The organism is Microbacterium galbinum (assembly GCF_023091225.1).
Lineage (GTDB): Bacteria > Actinomycetota > Actinomycetes > Actinomycetales > Microbacteriaceae > Microbacterium > Microbacterium galbinum.
The window spans coordinates 949,826-973,895 of sequence record NZ_JAHWXM010000001.1 but is presented as its reverse complement, the minus strand read 5'-3'; the positions used below and the strand labels follow the sequence as shown (position 1 = coordinate 973,895).

At 68.8% G+C, this 24,070-nt stretch carries 18 protein-coding genes and 1 tRNA gene; 14 read left to right on the top strand and 5 right to left on the bottom strand.

Annotation, left to right across the window (positions count from 1 at the left end):
- Positions 1-10: 10 nt before the first annotated feature.
- Positions 11-2,932, top strand: a complete 2,922-nt coding sequence (locus KZC52_RS04825; RefSeq protein WP_247622924.1) for a UPF0182 family membrane protein — start codon at positions 11-13, stop codon at positions 2,930-2,932.
- 159 nt (positions 2,933-3,091) lie between these two features.
- Here KZC52_RS04825 and KZC52_RS04820 read toward each other — a convergent pair.
- Positions 3,092-3,165 (bottom strand) — tRNA-Met (locus KZC52_RS04820).
- Positions 3,166-3,244: 79 nt separating this feature from the next.
- Here KZC52_RS04820 and KZC52_RS04815 point away from each other — a divergent pair.
- Positions 3,245-4,054, top strand: a complete 810-nt coding sequence (locus KZC52_RS04815; RefSeq protein ID WP_247622923.1) for a carbon-nitrogen hydrolase family protein — start codon at positions 3,245-3,247, stop codon at positions 4,052-4,054.
- Positions 4,055-4,087: 33 nt separating this feature from the next.
- Here KZC52_RS04815 and KZC52_RS04810 read toward each other — a convergent pair whose 3' ends face one another.
- Entirely contained in the window at positions 4,088-5,296 is a 1,209-nt protein-coding gene (locus KZC52_RS04810; RefSeq protein WP_247622922.1) for an aminotransferase class I/II-fold pyridoxal phosphate-dependent enzyme, read from the bottom strand.
- Positions 5,297-5,396: 100 nt separating this feature from the next.
- Between KZC52_RS04810 and KZC52_RS04805 the strand changes: the two genes are divergently transcribed.
- From KZC52_RS04805 to KZC52_RS04795, 3 genes are read left to right on the top strand one after another with little or no spacing between them, the layout of a single operon-like run.
- Entirely contained in the window at positions 5,397-7,010 is a 1,614-nt protein-coding gene (locus KZC52_RS04805) for a S1C family serine protease (RefSeq protein WP_247622921.1), read from the top strand.
- 46 nt (positions 7,011-7,056) lie between these two features.
- A complete protein-coding gene (locus KZC52_RS04800; protein ID WP_247622920.1) occupies positions 7,057-8,310 on the top strand; it encodes a CDP-glycerol glycerophosphotransferase family protein in 1,254 nt (417 codons plus the stop codon).
- On the top strand, positions 8,307-9,743 hold the full coding sequence (locus KZC52_RS04795; RefSeq protein WP_247622919.1) for a CDP-glycerol glycerophosphotransferase family protein: 1,437 nt from the start codon (positions 8,307-8,309) through the stop codon (positions 9,741-9,743). The genes KZC52_RS04800 and KZC52_RS04795 overlap by 4 nt, the downstream gene beginning before the upstream one ends.
- A 41-nt stretch (positions 9,744-9,784) precedes the next feature.
- Here KZC52_RS04795 and KZC52_RS04790 read toward each other — a convergent pair whose 3' ends face one another.
- Complete coding sequence (locus KZC52_RS04790; RefSeq protein WP_247622918.1) at positions 9,785-10,855, bottom strand: glycosyltransferase family 2 protein; 1,071 nt, start codon at positions 10,853-10,855, stop codon at positions 9,785-9,787.
- A 78-nt stretch (positions 10,856-10,933) separates the two neighbouring features.
- Here KZC52_RS04790 and KZC52_RS04785 point away from each other — a divergent pair, with 78 nt between their 5' ends.
- The 6 genes from KZC52_RS04785 to KZC52_RS04760 all read left to right on the top strand — a co-directional run bounded on the left by KZC52_RS04785 (position 10,934) and on the right by KZC52_RS04760 (position 16,852).
- Positions 10,934-12,217 carry a CDP-glycerol glycerophosphotransferase family protein gene (locus tag KZC52_RS04785; protein ID WP_247622917.1) on the top strand — a complete coding sequence of 428 codons (1,284 nt, stop codon included), beginning with the start codon at positions 10,934-10,936 and terminating at the stop codon, positions 12,215-12,217.
- A gap of 2 nt (positions 12,218-12,219) precedes the next feature.
- Positions 12,220-12,987: a biotin--[acetyl-CoA-carboxylase] ligase gene (locus tag KZC52_RS04780; RefSeq protein WP_247622916.1), complete on the top strand. Its 768-nt coding sequence runs from the start codon at positions 12,220-12,222 to the stop codon at positions 12,985-12,987.
- A 51-nt stretch (positions 12,988-13,038) separates the two neighbouring features.
- Positions 13,039-13,593, top strand: a complete 555-nt coding sequence (locus KZC52_RS04775) for a PH domain-containing protein (protein WP_247622915.1) — start codon at positions 13,039-13,041, stop codon at positions 13,591-13,593.
- A 67-nt stretch (positions 13,594-13,660) separates the two neighbouring features.
- A complete protein-coding gene (locus KZC52_RS04770) occupies positions 13,661-14,812 on the top strand; it encodes a 5-(carboxyamino)imidazole ribonucleotide synthase (RefSeq protein WP_308194247.1) in 1,152 nt (383 codons plus the stop codon).
- 121 nt (positions 14,813-14,933) lie between these two features.
- Complete coding sequence (gene purE, locus KZC52_RS04765; protein ID WP_247624705.1) at positions 14,934-15,401, top strand: 5-(carboxyamino)imidazole ribonucleotide mutase; 468 nt, start codon at positions 14,934-14,936, stop codon at positions 15,399-15,401.
- On the top strand, positions 15,398-16,852 hold the full coding sequence (locus KZC52_RS04760) for an LCP family protein (RefSeq protein WP_247622913.1): 1,455 nt from the start codon (positions 15,398-15,400) through the stop codon (positions 16,850-16,852). Before purE ends, KZC52_RS04760 begins: the two co-directional genes overlap by 4 nt.
- A gap of 177 nt (positions 16,853-17,029) precedes the next feature.
- Here KZC52_RS04760 and KZC52_RS04755 read toward each other — a convergent pair whose 3' ends face one another.
- Positions 17,030-17,629, bottom strand: coding sequence for an LAVTG motif-containing sortase-dependent surface protein (locus tag KZC52_RS04755; protein WP_247622912.1), 600 nt, complete (start codon positions 17,627-17,629; stop codon positions 17,030-17,032).
- Between the two features lie 143 nt (positions 17,630-17,772).
- Complete coding sequence (locus tag KZC52_RS04750; protein WP_247622911.1) at positions 17,773-19,536, bottom strand: DUF4012 domain-containing protein; 1,764 nt, start codon at positions 19,534-19,536, stop codon at positions 17,773-17,775.
- A gap of 118 nt (positions 19,537-19,654) precedes the next feature.
- On the opposite strand from KZC52_RS04750, the gene KZC52_RS04745 reads away from it, so the two are divergent.
- The 3 genes from KZC52_RS04745 to KZC52_RS04735 all read left to right on the top strand — a co-directional run bounded on the left by KZC52_RS04745 (position 19,655) and on the right by KZC52_RS04735 (position 24,066).
- On the top strand, positions 19,655-20,728 hold the full coding sequence (locus tag KZC52_RS04745; RefSeq protein ID WP_247622910.1) for a glycosyltransferase: 1,074 nt from the start codon (positions 19,655-19,657) through the stop codon (positions 20,726-20,728).
- Between the two features lie 111 nt (positions 20,729-20,839).
- Complete coding sequence (locus KZC52_RS04740; RefSeq protein ID WP_247622909.1) at positions 20,840-23,077, top strand: hypothetical protein; 2,238 nt, start codon at positions 20,840-20,842, stop codon at positions 23,075-23,077.
- A 128-nt stretch (positions 23,078-23,205) separates the two neighbouring features.
- Positions 23,206-24,066, top strand: a complete 861-nt coding sequence (locus KZC52_RS04735; RefSeq protein WP_247622908.1) for an ABC transporter permease — start codon at positions 23,206-23,208, stop codon at positions 24,064-24,066.
- Positions 24,067-24,070: the final 4 nt, after the last annotated feature.

Below are 24,070 nucleotides of genomic sequence, written 5' to 3'. Positions count from 1 at the left end.
GGATGGGGGTGTGACCTCGACCTCAGCTCCGAACCCGGCCACTCCTCGAACCTCCCGACGCATATTCGGCATCTCGCTGGTGATCATCGCCGCATTGATCGCGGTGTTCTTCGTCTTCGCGTCGCTCTACACCGAATTCCTCTGGTTCGATCAGGTGGGCTTCACCGGTGTGCTCACGACCCAGTGGGTCGCCACCGTGGTGATGTTCGTCATCGGCTTCCTCGGGATGGCGGTGCCGCTGTTCGTCGTGATCCAGCTGGCCTACCGCCTGCGCCCGGTCTACGTGCGCCTGAGCTCCCAGCTCGACCGCTACCAGGAGGTCATCGAGCCCCTGCGTCGTCTCGCCATGTGGGGTATGCCGATCTTCTTCGGTCTGTTCGCCGGCTTCTCGGCCGCCGGGCAGTGGAAGACGGTGTGGCTCTGGGCCAACGGCGTCGCGACGAGCGACGTCGACCCGCAGTTCGGCATCGACACCGGCTTCTACATGTTCGCGATGCCGTTCTACTCGATCGCGCTCGCGTTCGTCTCTGCCGTGCTGCTGCTCTCGCTCCTGGTCACGGCGCTCGTGTCGTACCTCTACGGCTCGGTGCGCATCGGTCAGGGAGAGCTGCGCATCTCGAAGGCGGCGCGCATCCAGCTCGCCGTCATCGCCGGTCTCTACATCCTCGTGCAGGCGGTCAGCCTGTGGCTCGACCGCTACAAGACGCTGGTCACCCCCGACGACCGCATCACCGGTGCCGCGTACACGGGCGTCAATGCCACGATCCCCGGTCTCGCGATCCTGGCGATCATCGCCGCACTCGTCGCGATCCTCTTCTTCGTCACGGCCGTGATCGGCCGCTGGCGCTTCCCGCTCGCCGCCACGGCGCTGCTGATCGTCGCCTCGCTGGTCGTGGGTGTCGGATACCCGTGGGTCGTCACGACCTTCCAGGTGAAGCCGAACCAGAATGCCTACCAGGCCGAGTACTACCAGCGGAACATCGACGGCACGAAGGAGGCGTACGGGGTCGCGAACCTCGAGACGACCACCTTCGAGGCCGAGACGGATGCTGAAGCCGGTCAGCTGCGTGCGGATGCCGACACCACGGCCTCGATCCGCATCATGGACCCGAAGGTCATCAGCCCCACCGTGCGGCAGCTCGAGCAGTACCGCGCGTACTACCAGTTCGAGGAGACGCTCGACGTCGACCGCTACGAGATCGACGGCGAGATGCAGGACACGGTCGTGGCCGTCCGCGACCTCGACATCACCAAGCTCGGCGAGGGCGACAACTGGAACAACCGTGTCGCCGTCTACACGCACGGTTACGGCCTCGTTGCGGCCGCGGGCAACCAGCGCACGAGCGACGGCGAGCCCGTCTTCCTCGAGCGCGGCATCCCGTCGTCGGGCTTCCTGACCGACCGCGAGAACTTCGAGCCCCGCGTCTACTTCGGTGAGAACTCGCCCGAGTACTCGATCGTGGGAGCCCCGGAGGGCTCCGACCCGGTCGAGATCGACTACCCGCGCGGCAAGGACGGCGCGAGCGAGACGAAGACGACGTTCAACGGCGAGGGCGGCCCCGCCATCGGCGACACGTTCACGAAGCTCCTCTACGCGCTCAAGTTCCAGTCCGAGCAGATCCTCTTCTCGAATCTGGTGAACGAGGACTCGCAGATTCTCTACGACCGCGACCCGAAGACCCGTGTGGGCAAGGTCGCTCCGTACCTCGAGCTCGACAGCGACCCGTACCCCAGCGTGGTCGACGGCCGCATCGTCTGGATCGTCGACGGTTACACGACGAGCTCGACGTACCCCTACGCGACGAGCGTGAGCCTCTCCGACGCGATCACCGACTCGAACACGCGGGCACCGAGCCTCGCGATCGACGAGATCAACTACATCCGCAACTCGGTCAAGGCGACCGTCGATGCCTACGACGGCACCGTCACGCTCTACGCGTGGGACGCCGAGGACCCGATCCTCAAGACCTGGCAGAAGGTCTACCCGTCGACCGTGAAGCCGATCAGCGACATGTCGGGCGAGCTCATGAGCCACGTCCGCTACCCGACCGATCTGTTCAAGGTGCAGCGCGACATCCTCGGGATCTACCACATCGACACCGCCGGGTCCTTCGCCCAGCAGGACAACCGCTGGCAGACGCCGAACGACCCGCGCAGCGACGCGATGCTGCAGCCGCCGTACTACCTGACCATGCAGATGCCGGGGCAGGACAGCGCGCGGTTCTCGATGTTCTCGACGTTCATCCCGGCGTCGCAGGGTGCCGGCAGCAGCCGAGACGTGCTGATGGGTTATCTGGCCGTCGATTCGGATGCCGGTGCCGAGGCGGGTGTGAAGGCGGAGGGCTACGGCCAACTGCGCATGCTCGAGATCAACGACGACACGACGGTGCCGGGTCCCGGTCAGGTGCAGAACACCTACAACTCCGACACGGCGGTCGTCCCGCAGCTCAACCTGCTGCAGCAGGGAGAGTCGGAGGTCATCTACGGCAACCTGCTGACGCTCCCCGTGGGTGGCGGTCTTCTCTACGTGCAGCCCGTGTACGTGCAGTCGTCCGAGGGCACGCAGCTCCCGCGTCTGCAGAAGGTGCTCGTCGCCTTCGGCGACAGGGTCGCGTTCGAGAACACCCTGACCGAGGCGCTCGATTCCCTCTTCGGCGGTGATTCCGGTGCCACCGGAGGAGATGACGAGGTCGAACCGGTCGATCCTTCCGAGGTCGACCCCGACACGGGTGAGGTGCCGACCACCGAGCCGACCGAGCCCACGACGCCGACCGACGAACAGGCTGCAGCCCTGGCCGACGCGCGTCAGGCGCTTCTCGACCGCGACACCGCTCTGAAGGCCGGTGACCTCGAGAAGTTCGGCGAGGCCGACAAGCGTCTCACCGAGGCCGTGCAGAAGCTCCTCGACATGGAGTCCACCTCGGGGGAGTGATCCTCGGACCGCACTGACGAATGCCGCATCCCTCGGGGTGCGGCATTCGTCGTTCCCGGCTGTCGGCGATCGTGTCGGTCCACGCATCCACCGGGCACAGCGAAAGGCCCCTGACCGGGATTTCTCCTGATCAGGGGCCTTTCTTGTGTCGCATTCTCGTTGCGGGGACAGGATTTGAACCTGCGACCTCCGGGTTATGAGCCCGGCGAGCTACCGAACTGCTCCACCCCGCGGCACAAGGAATAGCCTAACACGGGAATCGGGAGTGCGCGAATCGAGGCGCAGTCCGCGGCGATGCGGGAGGATGAGGGCATGTCCGTGAGCCCCGCCGTCCCCGTCGCCGTCTGCCAGTTCGCGCCCACCGATTCCCGCGAGGGCAATCGCGAGCGCATCGCAGAATTCGTGGCGGATGCCGCGGCGCGGGGCGCACGTCTGATCGTTCTGCCCGAGTACTCGAGCTACTTCGTGAATCCGATGGACGAGACCCTCGCCGCACACGCGGAGACGCTGGAGGGCGACTTCGTGCAGACGCTGATCGCTCTGGCGGGGGAGTACGCCGTCGTGATCGTCGCCGGACTCGTCGAGAAGTCGGACGACACCCGTCGCGTCCGGAACACGGTGGTCGCCGTTCGGGGCGACGGCATCCTGGCCGTCTACCGCAAGCAGCACCTCTACGACGCGTTCGGGCAGACCGAGTCGGACTGGGTCGAGCCGGGAGAGGTGGGCGAGGCGGCGACGTTCGACCTGGCAGGCCTGCGCTTCGGCCTGATGACCTGCTACGACCTCCGCTTCCCCGAGGTGGCCCGCACCCTCGTCGACGCGGAGGCGGACGTGCTGGTGGTGCCCGCCGAGTGGGTGCGAGGTCCGCTCAAGGAGCATCACTGGACCACCCTGCTCGCCGCCCGGGCGATCGAGAACACGGTCTACGTCGTCTCCGCCGACCACCCCGCGCCGATCGGCGTCGGCCACTCGCAGATCGTCGATCCGCAGGGAGTGGTGCTCGCCGGTGTCGGCAGCGCCGAGGGCATCGCGGTGGCGCCCGTCGAACGGGCGGTCGTCGACCGCGTCCGCGAGACGAACCCGTCGCTGCGGGTGCGCCGGTACGCCGTCGTTCCGCGCTGAAAGCGCAGTTCCCGCGGGAGGCTGGGGAGCGAGTCAGCCCCTGAGACGGGCCAGGCGCGAGACGGCCTCGTCGATGACCGACACCTTCTTGCAGGCGGCGAAGCGCACGATGCCCGCGTACTCCGGGTCGGCGCGGTGCGCCGGCGGCAGGAAAGCAGCCAGCGGAATCGCCCCGACGCCGAAGCGCTCGGGCAGGGTGCGGCAGAACTCCGCACCATCGGCGCCGCCGACCGCCGTGGCGTCGGCGAGGGTGAAGTACCCGCCCTGCGGGGCGAAGACGGTGAAACCCGCGGCCTGCAGTCCGGCACCGAGCACGTCGTGCTTGTGGGCGAGCGTCGCCGCGGCATCCGCGAAGAAGGCGTCTCCCAGGCGGAGCCCGACCGCGACGGCGGGCTGGAAGGGGGCGGCCCCGACGTAGGTGAGGAACTGCTTCACGGTGAGCACGGCGGTGATCAGTGCGGCGGGACCGTGGATCCAGCCGACCTTCCACCCGGTGGCCGAGAAGGTCTTGCCCGCCGAGGAGATCGTCAGCGTGCGCTCCGCAGCGCCGGGCAGTGTTGCGACCGGGATGTGCCGGGCGCGGAACGCCAGGTGCTCGTAGACCTCGTCCGTCACGATGAGCGCGTCATGCCGCTCGGCGAGGCGAACGATCTCGGTGAGCACGTCGGCGCCGAACACCGTGCCGGTCGGGTTGTGCGGATCGTTCACGAGGATGATCCGCGTACGGTCGGTGACGGCATCCGCCAACCGGTCGAGGTCCGGCTGGAAGTCCGGCACGCGCAGCGGCACGGTGCGCAGCGTGCCTCCGGCGAGAGAGACCGCGGCCGCGTAGGAGTCGTAGTACGGCTCGAAGACGACGACCTCGTCCTCCGGACCGTCGATCAGGGCGAGGAGCGTCGCCGTGAGAGCCTCGGTCGCTCCGACCGTGACGAGCACCTCGGTGTCCGGATCGACGTCGAGGCCGTAGAACCGCTTCTGGTGCTCGGCGATGGCGAGTCGGAGATCGGCGGTGCCCCGACCGGGCGGGTACTGGTTCACCCCATCGGCGATCGCCCGCCTGGCGGCTTCGAGAACCTCCGCCGGGCCGTCCTCGTCGGGGAATCCCTGCCCGAGATTGATCGCTCCCGTCGAGGCCGCGAGGGCCGACATCTCTGCGAAGATGGTGGGCGCGACGGCCCCGTCGGGCGAGAGCAGGCCCGCGCCCGCCGCTGTGCGCCGCCATGCACCGGTGATGACACTCATGAAGAACAGGCTATGGCCATAAGGGAAACTCACCTTCGCCATATGAAACGCACAGACTCGGAGAGCACTCTGAAGGGGCGTTGTTGAAGGAGTACACACCATGAACGAAGACAACACCCCCGACCACTCGGCACCCGACGTGCCGTCCACCGAGGCAGCAGAGGTCGCCGACCGTTCGGCGCCGCAGGCCGCCGCTGACATCCCCGCCGCGCCGGCCGCGGAGCCCGCCGCCCCCGTGGCCGCAGAGTCCGCTCCCGCGCCGCAGCCGGCCGCGGGACACCAGGTGCCCTCGACGTTCGCGTCGCCCGCTCCCGCCGCCCCCGCGCCCGTGATCGCTCCGGCCACCGCGCAGCAGTTCGCTGGCTCGACGGCCACGTCGCCGGGAGCCGCGTTCGGTCTCCACTCCGGCGCCGCCCACACCCAGCCCACGGTTCCCCTGGGCGGAACCGCGCCGCTCGGCCTCGGTGACGCACCGGCCGATCCGCACGTGAAGACCAAGGAGGCCAAGCCGCGCGGCGGCGTGCGCCTCGCGGCCATCGTGGTCGCCGCCGCACTCGTCGGAGGCGTCGCGGGCTTCGGCGGCGGCGCGATCTGGAACGCCGTCGGCACCACGCCCTCGAGCGGTGTCGCGGAGGGGCCGCAGACGGTCACCGTCAACAACCCCGGCTCCGTGAACGAGACCACGGCCGTCGCCACGAAGGCGCTGCCGTCGGTGGTCACGATCGAGGTCGCCGGCACCAGCGAGGCCGGCAGCGGCTCCGGAGTCATCATCAGCGACGACGGCTACGTGCTCACTAACACGCATGTGGTGACGCTCGGCGGTGCCGTCGCCGACCCCACGATCCGTGTGACGACCTCCGACGGTCGCATCTACTCGGCGACCGTCGTGGGCACCGACCCCATCTACGACCTCGCGGTCATCAAGCTCACCGATGCCACCGATCTCACGCCCATCGAGTTCGCGGACTCGTCCGAGCTGAACGTCGGCGACACGGCCGTGGCACTCGGCGCGCCGCTCGGACTGTCGAACTCGGTCACCACCGGCATCGTCAGCGCGCTGAACCGCAGCATCCAGATCGCGTCCTCCGCTCTGCCGGATTCGTCGAGCGAGGACGCCCCGCAGGAACAGGCGCCCGAGGACGGTCAGCAGGACGGCCAGCAGGGTCCGTTCCAGTTCGATCTGCCCGGCAACGGCCAGCAGCAGACGTCGGAGTCGATCTCGATCGCCGTGATCCAGACCGACGCCGCGATCAACCACGGAAACTCCGGCGGTGCCCTCGTCAACAGCAAGGGCGAACTGATCGGCATCAACGTCGCGATCGCCAGCTCCGGATCGTCGGAGGAATCCGGGTCGATCGGCCTCGGCTTCTCGATCCCGTCGAACATCGCCCAGCGCGTCTCCGAAGAGATCATCGCCGACGGTGCGGCCACGCACGGCCTGCTCGGGGCGTCGGTGCAGGATGCGGCCTCCGTGCAGGGCGCGGATGTCGCAGGGGCGTACATCGCCGACGTGACCAGTGGAGGAGCGGCGGCGGCCGGCGGCCTCAAGGCCGACGACATCGTCACCGCCTTCAACGGCGTGCCGATCACCAGCGCCAGCGACCTCACGGCCCAGGTGCGCGCCGCTGCCGGGGGCAGCGACGCGAAAGTGACCTACATCCGCGGCGGCAAGGAGTACCAGATCGAGGTGACGCTCGGCGAACTCGCCGGCTGATCCCACCGCCCCGAGAAGGACGCCACCTCCGCGATAGGCTCGCGGGGTGGCGTCCTTCTCTTTCGGGTCCGGCAATGCGGCCAAGCTGCTGAGGATCCCGCTCTCCCTCGCAGGGCGCCTCGGCACGCTCGTCGTACCGCGCGGCGATCGTTGGGTGTTCGGATGCGGTGCCGGGATCGGTGACGGCGCGCTCGCCCTCCACCGTTACGCGACCGCGCAGGGCCACGAGGCGGTCTGGCTGACCCGATCGCAGCGGGAGGACGACGAGGCGGCGACGCTCGGCATCCGCACGCTCCGACGATCGAGCATCCGTGGCTGGTGGGCGACCGCACGCGCCGGGGTCCTCGTCGTCACGCACGGTCTCGGCGACATCAACCGGTACGCCGACGGGGGCGGGTTCATCGTCCAGCTCTGGCACGGCATCCCCCTCAAGCGCATCGGACTCGACTCGCCGGCGACGACCCAGGTTCCGAACGTCCCGGGGTCCGCGATCCTGCGGCGGGCCATCGCGATCCTGTACCGGGCCGCCGCGCAGAGGATCCGCGTGCTCCCGGCCGCCTCCGATCGCTCGCGCGGGCGCCTGGAGTCGGCGTTCGGGCTGCCGAGCGACCGCGTCGTCGTCACCGGGGAGCCGCGTGTGGATGTGCTCTCGGAGGGATCGCCGGAGGAGCGTCGCGCACGAGCATCCGCCCGACTGCGCACGGCGCTCGAAGGCCTGGCCGAAGCGTCTCGCGTGGTGCTGTACGCGCCCACCTGGCGCGACGGTGCGGCCGACCCCGCCGTCCCCTCGGCCGACGACTGGGTGCGGATCGTCCGAGTGCTCGAAGAGCGCGATGCGACCCTGATCATCCGATCGCATCCGCTCGGCGAAGGAGGGTACGTCCCGCCTCTGCCGAGCCGTCGGGTGCGGATGCTCGGCTCCTCCGTGCTCGCGGACGTGACCCCGGTGCTGCCTGCCGTCGACGTGCTGATCACCGACTATTCGTCTCTCGCCTACGACGTCGGACTCCTGGCGATGCCCGTCCTCTTCCTCGCGCCCGACGCGGAGGAGTACGCGCACTCACGCGGCTTCTACGGTCGCTTCCGCGACGTCGCGGGTGCGGATGCCGCGTCCTCCTGGCCGGATGTGCTGGAGCAGCTCGAGGGGCTGCTGTCCGACGAGGCGGCGTTCACCGAGCGGGCCGCCCGTTCCGCTACGCTCAGCGCGGAGATGCACGCCTTCCGCGACGGCCGAAACACCGAGCGGGTCTATGGTGCGATCCGCGCGCGGGGAATCCGCGCACCGAAGGGAGCAGTATGACAACGGCCCGGATCGATGAGTCGGCGCAGACGCTGGTCATCGCAGGAACCGGACCGCGCCCGGCGCACGCCGAGCTGGTCGGCCCGCGTGCGCGGGTCGACGCCCGGCTGTCGGGTGGGGGGAAGAGCTGGAAGGCGGTGTTCGCGCTGCAGGCCGCCCGGTGGGGTGGCCCCGCACTCCCGCTTCCCGCCGGCGAGTATCGCTTGACGGTTGCCGACACCGCGTTCGACGACATCGACGTCGCTCCGGTGCTGCTGCCCGGGCTCCGCGTCGAGGTCACCGGCGACACCGTGCGCATCGCGGCGCCGATCGATCCCATCTACGAGACCGCCGAGGGGCAGGCGACGCTCGAGGAGCGCTACGTCGCCCAGGCGGGCGGCACGGAGAATGCGGTGTTCTTCGAGAGCTTCTACGGCCGGAGCGTCGGGTGCAATCCGCAGGCGATCGACCGCGAGATCGCGAAGCGCGCCCCCGACGTCCGTCGCTACTGGAGCGTGGTGGACTTCTCGGTCCCCGTGCCGGAGGGGGCGATCGCCGTGGTCGAGGGAAGCCCCGAGTGGTGGCACGCTCGGGGAGCGGCGCGCCTGCTCGTCGTGAACGACTGGCTGCGCCGGAGATTCGCCCGCAAGCCCGGCCAGAAGGTGCTGCAGACCTGGCACGGGACTCCGCTCAAGCGGCTCGCGCTGCATCGTCCGGGATTCGACCCGCGACGGATGGCGGCCGTCGTCAAGGAATCACGGCGCTGGGACGTGCTGCTCGCGCAGAACACCTACGCCGAGCGCATCCTCAAGAAGGCGTATGCGTTCTTCGGGCGTCCGATCTGGGTCGAGGGATACCCTCGCAACGACGCGCTCACGACCACCGATCCGGCCGTGATCCGCGCAGCGCTCGGCATCGGAGCCGAGGAGCGCGTGCTGCTGTACGCGCCGACGTGGCGCGACGACCGCACCGAGATGGTCGACTTCGTCGACGCCGAGCGGTTGGCCGAGCAGACCGATGCGGTCGTGCTCGTGCGCGGGCACTCCCGCACGCTGGATTCCGGACGCGACCACGCCGGCGCGCGCGTGATCGATGTGACCGGCTATCCCGAGACGGCCCAGCTGCTGCTGGCGGCTGACGCCCTCATCACCGACTACTCCTCGGTGATGTTCGATTTCAGTGTCACCGGCAAGCCGATGTACTTCCTCGTGCCCGACATCGAGCACTACCGCGGAACCCTGCGCGGGTTCTACTTCGATCTCGGCGCCCGGGCTCCCGGGCCGCTCGTGGGGAGTCAGGACGAGCTCGTGCGCGCGCTCGCCGCGCCCGACCACGAGCAGGTGTACGCCGAGCGCTACGACGCATGGCGGCGTCAGTTCAACGCTCGCGATGACGGGCGAGCGGCCGAGCGCGTCGTCGACCGCATCCTCGACCAGGGCTTCCTGACGGCCTGACCCGCGGCCGCAGGTCCTCGGCCCGCCATGGCCGGGGCAGGTCAGGGCAGCGGAGTGTTGCGGGTGCCCAGGCGGGAGGCATCGACGGTGTCGCCGGCTCCACGCAGAACGCCGCCCAGGAAACCCCAGCCCCAGGCCAGGTGCATGGTCGGCAGCACGAGCAACGTCCACAACCGCTGTCGGATGCCGCCACCGCCCGGTGCGGCGGCGACGGCGACGACGAGCAGCGCGTAGGCCGCGAGCGGGGCGTAGACGATCGAGGCGATGAGTGAGGCGAGGCCGCTGAGCACCCCGGTGAGCTGCAGGATGCCGACGATCACCGCGACGATCGTGAGCAGCACCAGAACCGGCGGGGCGAAGAAGCGGATGCCGTTGCGCCGCCCGAATCGCCGCACGAGCTCTCCGCGCCAGGCGCCGGTCGCGCGGAACTGGCGCGCCAGGCGCACCCAGCTCTCGCGGGGCCAGTACGTGACGGCGAGGGTGGGGTCGAACCACACTCGATGACCGGCCTGGCGGATGCGGAGGTTGAGCTCCCAGTCCTCGCCGCGTCGGATCGTCTCGTCGAAGAGACCGACCTCGTCGAGGACCTCGCGGCGCATCACGCCGAGGTACGCGGATTCTGCTTCCCCCTCGTGCGCGCCGCCGTGGTAGGCGCCGCCTCCGAGGCCGACGGGGGAGTTGTAGAGGCGTGCGACGGCCTTCTGGAACGGTGCGCGGCCCTCGGCGTGCATCACGCCGCCGACGTTGGACGCGCCCGTGCGCTCGAGGGTCTGCATGGCACGAGCGGCGTAGCCGGGGGAGAGCTCCGAGTGCGCGTCGACGCGGATCACGGTCGAGTACCGGCCCGCGCGGATCGCCGCGTTCAGGCCCACCGGGATGTGCGCGGCGGGGTTGTCGACGAGGCGGATGCGCTCGTCGTCGGCGGCCAGTCGGTTCGCGATCTCGGTCGTTCCGTCGGTCGAGGGCCCGAGGGCGAGGATCAGCTCGACGGGAACGTCGAGATCCTGGGCGAGGACGGACTGCACAGCGTGCTCCAGATACCCGCGTTCGTTCAGCACGGGCATGACGAAGGAGACCCCGACGGGCGGCGCGTGCGAATCGTCATGCTGCATCCGTCGATCATGTCATGGGGCGTCGGACGTTCGCTGATCGAGATCTCGGCCCCGCTCCCGGCTCGGTATCCTGGAGGGATGGGTGCGATCTCCGACGCGAAGAAGGCGTACCGTCTGCTGAAGCGGGCGGTCGCGTCGAGGACGGCCGTGCAGCGCGTGCGCCGCAGCCTCGCGGTCAGTGAGCAGTTCCCCGAAGGGCACTTCAAGATCGCCGTCTACTTCGCCGACGGTGCGGTGAACATGTACCAGATGCGGCAGTGGTACCGGCCGCTCGCCGAGCTGTCGAAGCGCTGGCCGGTCGTCGTGCTCGCGCGGCAGGCGACGGGCGCCGAGAAGCTGCTCGCCGAGGACGCCCCTCCGGTCGCGTTCGTGCCGACCGTGCGCAATCTCGAGAAGTTCGTCGCGCAGCACGACATCCGCATCGTGCTGTACGTCAACCAGAACACCCGCAACTTCCAGATGTTCCGGTACGGACGCCGGTGGCACGTGTTCATCAACCACGGCGAGTCCGACAAGATGTACATGACCACCAACCAGTACAAGGCGTACGACTACGCGATGGTGGCGGGTCAGGCGGCGCGTGACCGTCTCTCGCGCACTCTCTGGGCCTACGACGTCGATCGGCGCACCATCGAGATCGGCCGTCCGCAGGCCGATCACTATTCGGGTGAGCTCCCCTTCACGCCGGACGACCGCACCGTGGTGCTCTATGCGCCGACCTGGGAGGGCGACCGACCGAGCGCGCACTACGGGTCGATCGCCACGCACGGAGAGCGGCTGGTGTCGGCACTCCTGGCGACCGGATCGCACCGCGTCATCTACCGGCCGCACCCGCGCAGCGGTGTCGTCGACCACGAGTACGGGGCGGCGCACCGTCGGATCATCGCCGCGATCGCCGCGGCGAACGCCACCGACCCGCGCGCTCAGCACGTGTACGACGACGGCCCCGAGCTCGGGTGGCAGCTGTCGGCCGCCGATGTCGCGGTCGTCGACATCTCTGCGATGGTCTACGACCGTCTGGCCTCGGGCAAGCCCCTGATGATCACGCGTCCGGTCGACGAGCGCGCCTCGATCGACACCACGGGCTACCTCTCGGACTGCGAGTGGCTGACCGCGGATGCCGCCGCCGACATCGTGTCGGAGGTCGAGCGGGTCCGCGCCGACGATGCGGCGATCGCGCGTCTGCGCATGTGGGTGCAGCACTACTTCGGTGACACGACTCCGGGCGCCGCGACGGCCAAGTTCCACGCGGGCATCGAACAGCTCATGGCCAAGTGGGACGACTGGGAGGCGCACGAGATGGGTGCCGTGCGGCCGGATCTCGACGACGATGACGAAGAGGGCGACGAGGAGGAGATCTGACCATGGATCTCCCGCTCGCGCGAGACGTCGCCCCCCGGATCGAGTACGTGCCGGCGTCGGCATCCACGAACGCCGATCTGCGGTTGCTCGCCGAGGATCCGCTCGGCTGGCCGCACCTGTCGACCCTGATCACACGGAACCAGACCGCCGGTCGCGGACGGCTGGATCGCGTCTGGACGGCTCCCGACGGGGCGGCGCTGGCGATCTCGGTCGTCGTGCGCGTCTCGGTGGAACCGGCGCTCCGCGGTTGGATCCCTCTGATCGCGGGGATCGCGATGGCGGATGCCGTCGCCGCACAGCTGCCCGCGCGTGCGGTGGGCGTGAAATGGCCGAACGACGTGCTCGTCGACGAGCGGAAGATCTGCGGCATCCTCGCCGAGGCGACGTCGGATGCGATCATCGTCGGCGCCGGCGTCAACACGGCCATGACGGCGGAACAGCTGCCCGTGCCCACCGCGACATCGTTCGCCGTGGAGGGGGCCGCCGCCGATGAGGATCGGCTGCTCGCCGACTACCTCCGGGGATTCGACGCGCACCTCGCGGCTCTCGCCGAGGCCGACGACGCGGTCTCCAGCGGCCTGCACGATGTGGCGACGGAGCGCATCACGACCCTCGGTCGCACCGTGCGGGTGTCGTTGCCGGGGGAGCGGACGCTCGACGGCATCGCGCGCGAGCTCGACGACGAGGGGCGTCTCGTGGTGCGTCACGGCGGGGTGGATCATCCGATCTCCGCCGGTGACGTCGTGCACGTGCGCCCTCTCGCGGACTGACACGCCGCCCGCCCGCGCGTCGATGTCGGAGATCACGGGCACAATGGTGGGGTGACGCAGCCTGTGACGCTCAGCGGTCGGCCGATGATGCCGCCGCCCGGTGCGCCGTCTGAGGAGCGTCTGATCGCACGCTTCCGCGGTCACGCCCGTCGCCTCTTCTGGTCCGCGCTCGTGCTGGTGGCCACCTTCGGGGCGACCGCCTACTTCTACGACAACCTTCCGGCGCCGTTCGAGAACTGGATGCTGCTGTCCGCCGCCGGCGGCGTGGTGCTGCTGCTCGTCGTGATTCCGTTCACGGTGTGGCTCGCACGTTCGACGACGGTGACGACCCGGCGGGTGATCGTCCACGGCGGTGTGGGCGCGCGCAACCGCCGCGAGATGTCGCACGCCCGCGGGTACACGATCGGAGTGCGCCGCGGACCGCTGCAGCGGATGTGGGGCACGGGGACGATCACGCTCTCCAACGGTGTCGACGCTCCGCTGCGATTGGTCAACGTGCCGAACGTCACTCTCGTGCACGAGACCCTGGCCGATCAGATCGAGGTCAGTCAGATCCTCGCCCACCGCGACGCCCAGACCGGCACCGAGGGCTTCGCATCCGCGTGACGCGCGCCCGCACTACCGTGCGCCCGAGGTCTCGAGATGTCATCCGCATCGATGACGATGCGCGAGAATGGTCGAGACGAAAGGGAGACGGCACATGGCTTTGCGTGTGGGCGTGATCGGCGGCGGACAGCTGGCTCGGATGATGATCGCTCCAGCGGTCGAACTGGGGCTCGATCTCCGAGTGCTCGCCGAGGGCGAGGGGATGTCGGCCCAGCTCGCCGCGACCGCCGTCGGCGATTATCACGATCTCGAGACCGTGCGCGCCTTCGTCGCCGACGTCGACGTCGTCACCTTCGACCACGAGCACGTGCCGCAGGACATCCTGCGCGCCCTCGTCGCCGATGGAGTGGCCGTGCACCCGGGCCCCGACGCCCTCCAGTTCGCCCAGGACAAGCTGGTCATGCGCGCGCGCCTGGCGGACCTCGGAGTGCCCCAGCCCGACTGGGCCGCGGTCGCCTCCGAGCAGGAGCTGCAGTCCTTCCTCGACGCCCACGACGGCCAGGGCGTCGTCAAGACGCCGCGCGGCGGGTACGACGGCAAGGGTGTGCGCGTCGTCCGTGCCGCGAGCGACGCCCGCGACTGGTTCGCCGCCGTGCCCGCGGGCGAAGCTCTGCTGGTCGAGGAGCTGGTGCCCTTCGTGCGCGAACTCGCGCAGCAGGTGGCGCGCCGCCCGAGCGGTGAGATCGCGGCCTATCCGGTCGTCGAGACCGTGCAGCGCGATGGCGTCTGCGCCGAGGTGATCGCGCCGGCACCGGCGGCCGCCGAGCGCCTCGTCGAGGTGGCCGAGAGCATCGGCGTCCGCATCGCCGAGGGCCTCGGTGTGACGGGGATGCTCGCGGTCGAGCTGTTCGAGACCGACGACGAGCGCATCCTCGTGAACGAGCTGGCCATGCGCCCCCACAACAGCGGTCATTGGAGCCAGGACGGCGCCGTCACCGGACAGTTCGAGCAGCATCTGCGCGCCGTGGCCGACCTCCCCCTCGGCAGCACCGCCCCGCGCGCACCGTGGTCGGTCATGGTGAACATCCTCGGCGGTCCCGCCGAGGGAGGGCTCGGGGAGCGCTTCGCGAGCGCGATGGTCGCCCACCCCGAGGCGAAGATCCACACCTATGGCAAGGATCCGCGGCCCGGGCGCAAGGTCGGCCACGTGAACGTGTCGTCGAGCGATCTCGACGACGCGGTCTACGTCGCGCGCGCCGCGGCCGCGCATTTCGCCTGATTCGCCGGACGAGGGTGCCGCTCGGCCGCGTGCCGTGGGGGCAATCTCCAGCACCAGACCGTAGCCTGTTCTGGTGACCGAGCCACTGCACTCCTCCGCCGCGCCCCTGGTCGGCGTCGTCATGGGATCCGACTCCGATTGGCGCGTCATGAGCGACGCGTCCCAGGCGCTCACCGACTTCGGCATCGCGCACGAGGTCGAGGTGGTGTCGGCGCACCGCACGCCGGACAAGCTGATGAGCTACGCCCGCGAGGCTCGTGCCCGTGGCATCCGTGTCATCATCGCCGGCGCCGGCGGCGCGGCCCATCTGCCGGGCATGCTCGCCTCGATGACGCCGTTGCCCGTGGTCGGTGTGCCCGTGCCGCTCGCCTACCTCGACGGAATGGATTCGCTGCTGTCGATCGTGCAGATGCCCGCAGGCATCCCCGTCGCCACGGTATCGATCGGGGGAGCGCGCAACGCCGGTCTGCTCGCCGCTCGGATCCTCGGGACCGCTTATGAGGCTCTCGCCGACCGCGTCGAGGACTACGCCCGCGAGCTCGAGGCCCAGGTCGAGGCCAAGAACGAACGGCTGAAGGACTCCCTGTGACCCTCGCGCCACCGCGGGCGGGTGGGCGGCCGCTGATCGAGACCCGGCCCATGCGGCACCCGGACTCCACCGACGAGGGGGCGATGGCGAAGCGCGGCTGGTGGCTGGTCGCGCTGAACGTGCTGATCCCCGGTTCCGCTCAGATCGTCGCGGGCAACCGTCGACTGGGACGCATCGGTCTGCGGGCGACCCTGCTCGCCTGGCTCCTCGTGATCGTCGCGGCGGGTTTGGCGCTCTTCGCGCGCCCCGTGCTGCTGTGGCTGACCGTGGGCGCGGGATGGTTCTCCGCTCTCATTCTCACGCTCGTGCAGATCCTCCTCGTCGTGTACGTGGTGCTCTGGGCCGTGCTCACCTTCGACGTGCTCCGCATGGTGCGATTGGTGAAGGTGCCGACGGCATCCCGGTTCGCGATCCCGGTCGTCGCACTGATCCTGCTGGGGCTCGTCGGCGGGGGAGCGGCCTATGCGGCAACGGTCGTGGGATCGACCCGCAACACGATCAGCTCGATCTTCGGGCAGAGCGGACCGAGCCTCCCGCCCGACGACGGCTACTACAACATCCTGCTGCTCGGCGCCGACAGCGGTGACGGCCGCGACTCCATGCGCTTCGACAGCATCTCGGTGGTCTCGGTCAATGCCGACACCGGAGCGGTGACGATCACCGGAATCCCGCGCGAGCTGCCGAATGCACCGTTCAGCGAGGGCAGCCCGATGCAGGAGCTCTACCCGAACGGATTCGAGGGTCACGGTTCGTCCAGCTGCGGGTGGAACGGATGGATGAACCACGTCCGCAACGCCGCCGAGGTGTGCCGCGATGACAACGGCACGGGTCTGTACCCGAATGCGCAGGCTCAGGGATCCGAGCCCGGCATCGAAGCGACGAAGGATGCCGCGGAGGGTGTGCTGGGGATCAAGATCCCCTATTACGTCTTCGTCGACATGCACGGCTTCGCCGATCTGGTCGACGCACTCGGCGGTGTCGACATCACCGTGACGGAGCGTCTGCCGAAGGGCGGACCGCCCGAGGGGTGGCACGGGACGGACGTGAACGAGTGGGCGATCGGCTGGATCGAGCCCGGCGCGCAGCACATGGACGGCGACACGGCGCAGTGGTACGCGCGGTCCCGGTACACGACCAGCGACTGGGATCGTATGAAGCGACAGCGTGAGCTGCAGGCGGCGATCCTCGCGCAGTTCACCCCACAGACCGTCTTGACCCGGTTCAATGAGGTGGCGGCGGCCGGTACGGCGCTGATCAGCACGGACCTTCCGCAGGACAAGCTGCCGGAGTTCTTCGACCTGATGATGAAGGCCAAGGAGCTTCCGGTGAACACGATCGAGCTCACCCCGGAGCAGGGTGTCGACGAGTTCCAGCCGGACTACGCCTACATCCACGAGATGATCCAGCAGGCGCTTCACCCGCCGACGCCGACGCCGACTCCCGCTCCCTGACGCGGAGGGTGACGGCGGAAGTTCGGCCCCGGGCATGAATGTGCCCACGGCCTCCTCGGGAGAGTGTGGAGGAGGCCGTGGGCTTCCGGTGTATCACCGGATTCGCCAGACGACGGTGATCGGAGGGGGAGGGATCACCGTCGTCCAGTCGACCGCCGCACGAGGCGGCGATCAGATCTAGGCGCGCTTGCGGCGGGCGGCTCCGATGACCACGAGGCCACCGCCGACCGCGAGTGCCGCAGCACCGCCGCCGATCACCCAGGGCGAGATGCTTCCACCGGTGAGCGCGAGTTCGATGGAACCGTCACCCGAGAGCGGCAGTTCGGTGCCTGCAGCCGCGATGCTCGGGTCGTGGGCACAGCTCGACGTGCCGCTGACCGTGATGACGGCGGTGTACTGGCCGATGCCGGCGACCGATGCCGCTCGAGCCGCGGCATTGGCACCCGCGCCCGTGAACGTGATCGCATACGCGCCGGAGCCGCCGGACGGCGGGCGGAACGAGACCGTGAGGCTACCGTCGGCAGCGGCGGTGTTGCCCGAGATCTCGGACTCTTCGGCGCGGAGGCCGGAGACGGAGACGCCGACGACCTCGGAGGGCTGGAACGATCCGGCCCCGAAGACGATCGTCGAGACGTCGCAGATGTCGATGATCGGGTCGTTGACCGTCACACTCGGCTTGTCGGCATAGGAGTCGGACGGCGCCGCGGAGGCGGCGGTCGGCGCGGCGAGAATGATGACGCCAGCGGCAAGGCTGATAGCAGCCAGTTTCTTCAGCATGATGTTTCCCCAGAATTTCACGCGGAATCACACCCGGATACACCCCTGCATCCGACTGTGTGGACCCTCCCTGCCCCCACGGCAGGTTCTTAGAGCCCAGATATTCCCCAGTGAGATGACGGTACCCCATCCCGGGGAGAAAGTCACGAGGTGCAGCGCAGTTCTTCGCGTGTCGCCGTCGGCGCATCGATCGTGGGCGTCTGCACGACCGAGTCGATGCGCTCTCCTGCACCGTCTCCCTGGAATTGCACGGTGACGGTGGTGGACTCGCCCGGCGCCAGGAGGACGTCGTGCTGCACGACCGAGCGCGTCCCGAGGAGCGCGGTCTGCACGGGCTCCTCCTCGCCGTCGCGATCGGCGCGCGACAGCGTCGCCCCCTCCGGGCCGTAGATCGCGAGCAGAGTGCGGGTGCTGCCCGGGTCGACGCCGAAGTTCCCACCGCCCGTGACGTACGGGGGAAGAGCGGTCGCGGCATCCGCCGGCGCCTCGTTCGTCCACGTCACGCTCACCTGCGTCGTCGGCGTGCCCGCGCAGCTGCCGATCGCCGTGGAGACCGTGGCGTGCGCGTAGAAGTCCATCTTTCCGCCGGTGGTGTCGTTGATCAGGACGCCGACGTGCGTCCCGGCATCCGTGTCGACCGGGAGCGTGCCTCCGACCGTCGAGGCGGCGAGGACGCTCTGCTCGTCTTCGTGCGCGCTCCAGATGCGGACCCGTCCCTCGTCCGCCGATGTCGCGAGCGCTCCCAGAAGCGCTCGGGGATCGCCGCCCGCGAGTGCCGCGCCGAAGAGACCGGTCGCGGCCTGGGCGAACACCTGGTCCTGGACGACCGGGTCGGGGATCGCGGCGTAGATCTCCGAGAGCAGAATGCTCACCACGTTCTCCGAGGTCGCGGTGAACGGACCGAAGCTCAGCTCGCCGATCGCGTCGACCAGGTGCTTCGCGACGACCGTGTCGACCGCGATCACCCCGTCGACCGGGCCACCGAACACGCCCTCCCAGCGGGCGGCGATGGCGGGGCCGGCCTCGGCGAAGTCCGGGATGCTCGTCAGATTCTGCAGATAGCGGCCGGGGCCGTCCTCGAAGAGGGCGATCGTACTGTCGCTCAGGGGGAGCGGATCCGTCAGCGGCGGGAAGTCCAGAGTGGACGCTTGCCGCTCCAGGGAGATCCTGCCGTTCTCGGCCCGCAACAGGGCGATCGACCCGATGATGCCGCCGGACGAGCGGAGTTCGGCGTTGTTCTGCATCGCGAGGACGTAGGTGCGGGGGCCTTCGCCGCCGAGCATCGTGGGGAGCAGGATCGCGGCGCCGTTCAGTGTGCCGACCACGGTCGCGGCCTCGGTGACGTTGGTACGCACTTCTCGCACGGCATCCGCCAGTGGAGGGAGCGTGGCATCGGCATCGATGCCCTCCGCTCGTGCGAGCGCCTCCTCGAGCACGCTCGAGGCCTCCGCGAGCGGCTCTCGGATCGTGGCGAACGGGGCCAGGTCGATCGCGCCTCCGGAGAGACCGAGGCTCGCCAGATCGACTTCGGCGGCGACGTCGAGCAGCGGTGTGAGCGCGTCCGTCCCTACGCTGTCGGCGATGGCGGCGATGTCGCTCACCGCGCGGAAGTTGGGGCCGACGAACGGCACGGCCGCGAAACCCTGCCACACGAAGTCGGAGGTGAGGTCGTTCGCGGATGCCGCGTGCCGGGCGATGCTGCCGGACACGTCCGCGGCCCTGTCGAGGTCACCCTCCGCGATCGCCGCTTTCAGATCCGAGGACTGCTCGGCGACGTGCGTCAGGTTGTCGACCGCCCCGATCCCTCGAATCGTCACCCAGCCGAGGGCGAGGACGAGGAGCGTCAGGACGATGCCGACGGTCCACCCCACCCATCGGCGCCGTCGTGGAAGTCGCCCGTCGCTCACGTGAGCATTCAAGCATGAACGCGGGGTGCGGGCGAGGATGCTGAGCGAACGCTGTCAGTCCGTGCGACGCGTCGGCGTCCTCCGGGCCGGAAGCGGTCGACGGAGATACTCTGAGCGCATGGGTGCTCGACTGCGTGTGGTTCTGGATCAGCTCGTGCAGGTGGTCGACCCGGATCACGCTGCCGCCGCGATCGAACTCACACGCGGACTCGTCGCGACAGCCCCCTCGGGGTGCGACGTCGAAGCGATCGTCGCCGCGGGCAGCGAGGTGACGCTCCCCGGCATCACCGAGGTGCGGACCCTCGGACTGGCCCGCCGGGAACTGGCGGCGTCGTGGCAGCTCGGGATCGCCGCCGGCGCCGGTGGAGGACTGATCCATTCGCCGACGCTGATGGCACCGCTGGTGCGGCACGACCGCACCCACGACAACGATCAGACGACCGTGACGGTCTGGGGTCTCGAGGCGTGGGACGCGCCGGACAGCCTGTCCCGCGCCGCGGTCGCGTGGCAGAAGGCGATGCTGCGCCGAGCCGCGAAACATGCGGATGCGGTCGTCGTGCCGACGCACACGATCGCGCAACGGATCCAGGAGATCGCCCGTGTCGGAGATCGTGTGCGCGTGATCGCGGGGGCGGCGCCCGAAGGCTTCGTTCCGCCGTTCGACGCCGCCGAGCGGCGCGGCGGGCTCTCCCTGCCCGAACGTTACGTCGTCGTGCACGGCACCTGGGACTCGGTCTCCGACGGATTCCGCGGCGCGCTGGCGGCCGGGGCGCACGCCGTGGTGCTGGATGCGGCGGAGGGGACGGAGCCCCGCTACTCCGACATCGCGTCCTCCGCGGGACTGGCCGAGTCGCGCGTGCACGTCCGGGGTGCCCTCGACACGTCCGACCGCGCCGCCGTGCTCGCCGGAGCCGCTGCCTACGTCGCGAGCAGTCCGACCGCCGCCTGGCCCTGGCGTGCGGTGGAGGCGATGCGTCTCGGTGTACCGGTGGTGGGCGTCGACTCGGGAACGCACCGGGACGTGCTCGCCGACGGCGGGCTGCTCGTCGACCCGGGTGACCTGGCCGAAGCGGTCGAGACCGCGACCGGGGGCGAAGGAGCGCGACTCTCGGTGCTCGCGGCGGACCGCTCGCGGGCGTTCTCGTGGGCCGGATCGGCCGAGCGCGTGTGGGGTCTGCACGCGGATCTGTGACGGTGGGGCCGCGCCTGGGAGGTGCCTTCGGATCGGAGGGACACGCCGACACGCGGTAGCCGATATTCCGTAACAGTGGCATCATCACGTGACTTCCGTCACACTGGTCACATGTCTCGACGTGCCCCACGCTCGCGAAACAACCGGAAGATCACCCGTCTCCTCACTTGTTTCCTCGCTGTCACCGTTGTTGTCGCCGGAACCGTGCTCCCGGCCGGTGCGGCATCCGCGGCTGCCCCTGTCGCGGCCCCCGCGGCGACGACGGTGTCGAACGCCGTCTCACAGATCGTGGGAGACCCTGCGGCATCCGGCATCGTCAAGTCCACGCTCGTGGGCTTCAATCCGGGAAACATCATCAGCGACGCCGTGTTCACCAATAAGAGCACGATGACCGAGGCGCAGATCCAGGCGTTCTTCAACAGCAAGGTGTCGAGATGCCTGGGCGGCACCGACGAGAACGGCAAGCCGATCGTGTGCCTCAAGGACTTCAAGATCACGTCGGTCACGCGCCCGGCTGATCAGTACTGCAGCGGGTACTCGGGAGCTGCGAACGAGTCGGCGGCGCGGATCATCTATCGCGTCTCGCAGGCGTGCAACATCAACCCGCAGGTTCTGATCGTCATGCTCCAGAAGGAGCAGGGCCTCATCACCCACACGTGGCCGAGCGCATGGCGATACAACATCGCGCTGGGCCAGGGCTGCCCCGACACCGCTCCGTGCGACCCCAACTACATCGGCTTCTTCCACCAGATCTACGGCGCCGCGCGTCAGATGCAGATCTACATGGAGGGGCGCTGGTTCCAGTGGTACGCCCCGGGCAAGACCTGGAACATCCTCTACAACCCCAACGCCAACTGCGGATCCTCTCCGGTGTACGTCGCGAACAAGGCGACGTCGGCGCTCTACTACTACACGCCCTACCAGCCGAACGCGGCTGCGCTCCGTGCCGGATACGGCACCGGCGACGGATGCTCCGCCTACGGCAATCGCAACTTCTACAACTACTTCACCGACTGGTTCGGGTCGACGCAGGGCATCAAGTACCCGGACGGCCCCATCGTCAACGTCGGTAAGGACATCTACGCGATCTCCAACGGCACGGCGTATCACATCACCGCCGATGTCTGGCCGGAGTACAAGGCCGCCTACGGCAATCCCGAGGCCACGGTGAACGCCCATATCGCGTCACTCGGTCAGGGGGGGGCCGCCTCACTGTTCCTCCGCGACCGATCGTCGGGCACTGTCGCCTATCTCAACGGGGGAAAGACCCATCGCTTCGCGAGCTGTGATCTGGTCGCGAAATGGAAGGGGAGCTGCGCCTCGCTCACGACCTTCGATTCCGACGACTTCACGCGGCCTGGAAGCGGCCCCGAGATGACGACGCGGGCGAACGTGAGGGGCGATACCCGCATCTTCGCGATCGAAGGCAATGACCTCGTGCCGTATCAGAACGCCGCTGCGATGTCGTCGTGGGGACAGAACGCCTCGCTCTACGCTGCGACCATGCCGGCGACTCATCTTGCGAAGTTCTCGGTACGGCCGACGCGCTTCGTGCCCGGACAGCTCATCACCGTGGCGGGCTCAGACCGTGTTTTCCTGCCGTCTTCGGACGGCCAGTTGATCTACGTCCCGGTCTTCGGCAATGTGACGAGCCTGGGGCTGTCGACGAATGTGCTCAAGTCGGTTCCGACTCCGTGGATCGCCCAGTACCCCGGTCGCGCCAACCTCGGTCGTTATGTCGAGTGCAATTCGGCGACCTACTTCACCGCAGGGGGGATGCTGTACCGCACACCCTCGTCCGGTGGCTTCGTCTCGGTGACTCCGGACAGTCGCACGTGCGCCCTGCTGAAGGTCGGCGACGATGCCGCAGGCCCGCTCTTCGTCCGCGCGACGAATGACACGGCGGTGTACGTCGCGGACGGGGGAACTTTCCGCCACGTCGCGAACCAGAGCACTCTGGCGGCTTTGAGGGGCACCGGTCCGACGCGCCTCGTGTCCCTGGCCCCCGCCGACCTCGCGACGCTCCCGAAGGGTGCTCCCATCCGGACCGATATCGGACTCGTGACCACTGCCGGTGACGGGCGGGTCTACCTGGCAGATGCCGGGCGACTGATCTATCTGAGCTCCTGGACGACGGCGGATGATCTCGGACTCCCGCGCGCCGCGGTGACGATCTCCGATGCTGTCGCGGCGTCGATACCGCGTGCGGGCACGGTCAGCAACGTGGTCAGCTGCAACAGCGTGGTCTACTCCGCGAAGGCGGGGGTGTTCACCAGAGTCGGCGATCCCACGGGACTCACCCCCATGGTTCTCTCCGCGGACAACTGCGCGACGCTTCCTCTTCGCTGAGGTCTCTCGCGCGCGGCACAGCGTGGAGGAGCGCCGTTGTGCCGGTTCCTCACAGCCGGACCGTCTACGATAGAAGGCGCTATGCACGCCTGCCCGGTCGTGCGACGAGGAGGCGTGGTGGTAGTCAGGTGAGCACGGTCGACGCGAACTTGTATCAGTCCCCCGGACGTGGCCGCGGAGTCATCGACGTCTTCCGGCGTAGCTATCTTCTCCGGCTGCTGGTGCGCAAGGCGACGGCTACGCGTTACCGCAATTCGGTACTCGGATGGACCTGGTCGTACGTCAAGCCGCTGTCGCAGTTCGCCGTCTATTACTTCGTGATGGGGATCATCCTCAACGCGCATCGGGATGTGGACAACTTCGCGATCTACCTGTTCTCGGGGATCGTCATCATCAACCTCTTCAACGAGGGCTTCGGCAACGCGACGAACTCGATCGTCGACAACGGGGCGCTGGTGCGCAAGATCTATCTGCCGCGCGAACTCTTCCCCGTGGCGGCGATCATCGTGTCGTTCGTGCATTTCCTCCCTCAGGTGGCCGTGCTTCTGGTGATCTGCCTCTTCCTGGGGTGGACGCCATCCCTGATCGGGATCGCAGCGGTACTCGGAGGGGTCTTGCTGGTCCTGGTGTTCGCGACGGGCCTGGGACTGTTCTTCAGCGGTATCAATGTGCGTTTCCGAGACGCTCAGAACCTGGTGGAGATCATCCGCATGTTCTCGACGTGGACGTCACCGGTTCTCTACATGTGGACGCTCGTGATCGACAAGATGCCGCCCTGGCTGTTCCACATCTACATGTCGAACCCGCTCACCGTGGCTGTCGAGTTCTTCCATCTGGGATTCTGGGCGCCGACCGCGTCGTCGACGCCCGGACTCCCGCCGCACTTCATGATTTACGCGCTGGCGGCGTGCCTGATCAGCCTGATCATGCTCGTCGTCGGTCAGACCGTCTTCCGGCGCTTCGAGCGCAGCTTCGCCCAGGACCTGTGAGCAC